Annotated in this window: 2 protein-coding genes; both read right to left on the bottom strand. The window is 47.1% G+C overall.

Going from position 1 to position 925, the window contains the following annotated elements; genetic code table 11:
• Positions 1 to 276: transposase zinc-binding domain-containing protein (locus B5G00_RS18480; RefSeq protein ID WP_206423813.1), on the bottom strand; the 276-nt coding region annotated here is incomplete at its 3' end.
• Positions 269 to 925 (bottom strand): tyrosine-type recombinase/integrase (locus tag B5G00_RS18485; protein ID WP_087275082.1); only part of this gene is annotated, 657 nt, incomplete at its 5' end. The genes B5G00_RS18485 and B5G00_RS18480, both read right to left, overlap by 8 nt.

The following is a 925-nucleotide window of genomic DNA, read 5'->3' on the forward strand; positions in this document are numbered from 1 at the left end:
AAAGTAAGGTGCATCAAGTACATCTTCCCTGCGGGCATCCATCCACATTTCCTTTGGAACAGCCTGGCACATGGGACAACAGCGGTTACGACAGGAGTTATAATGAATCTGAACGGTACTACAATCCTCACATATGCTGACATTCGCGCCATAAGCTCCGGTTTTACAGTTTATGATGTTCCGGGAAACTTTTGCCTGTTCAGGGGAAGGGGAATACTTTTCAAGGTATGCCGGATAAAAACGCAGAAAGATATCCTGTACTGTGGGTTTATTCATGACCAGCACCTTCTTTCCGGTCAAACGGGCTCTGGATTCCCATCAGGGATTTGTTGCTGACATGAAGATAAACCTCCGTGGATTTCGGGTCACGGTGTCCAAGCAGTGCCTGAATATTCTGCCGTTCTACGCCCTGCTCCATCAAATGTGTTGCAAAGCTGTGCCGGAGGGAGTGTGGAGTTGCTCCCGCCGGAAGTTCAGCCTCAGATACAGCACGGCGCATCACCTGTTCCAGAGTACTGACTGTCAGGTAATTACCGGTGAACTTATTAGGGAACAGGATTCCACGGGGCCGTCCTTTCTCAAACCAGTATTGTGTAAGGATATCCAGACACCGCTTGGAAAGGACCGTATAGCGGTCCATCCGGTTTTTTGTATCCCGGACATGGATCTGCATCTTTGTGCGGGAAATATCATCATAATGCAGATGGATGACTTCGGAAACACGCATTCCGGAAGAATACATGGTTGCAAACATAGCTTTATATTTTATGTCGTCAACAGCGTCCAACAAGCGGTCGATTTCATCAATCGTCAAAACAGTTGGAAGTTTATGTTCCAGAATCATGCGCGGGATTGTAATGTCATCCCAAAGGATGTGCAGGACATTCCGATAGAAAAAGCGGATGGCAGAATTATAAAGGTTCAG

The organism is Blautia sp. An46 (genome assembly GCF_002161645.1).
Taxonomy (GTDB): Bacteria; Bacillota; Clostridia; order Lachnospirales; family Lachnospiraceae; genus Blautia; species Blautia ornithocaccae.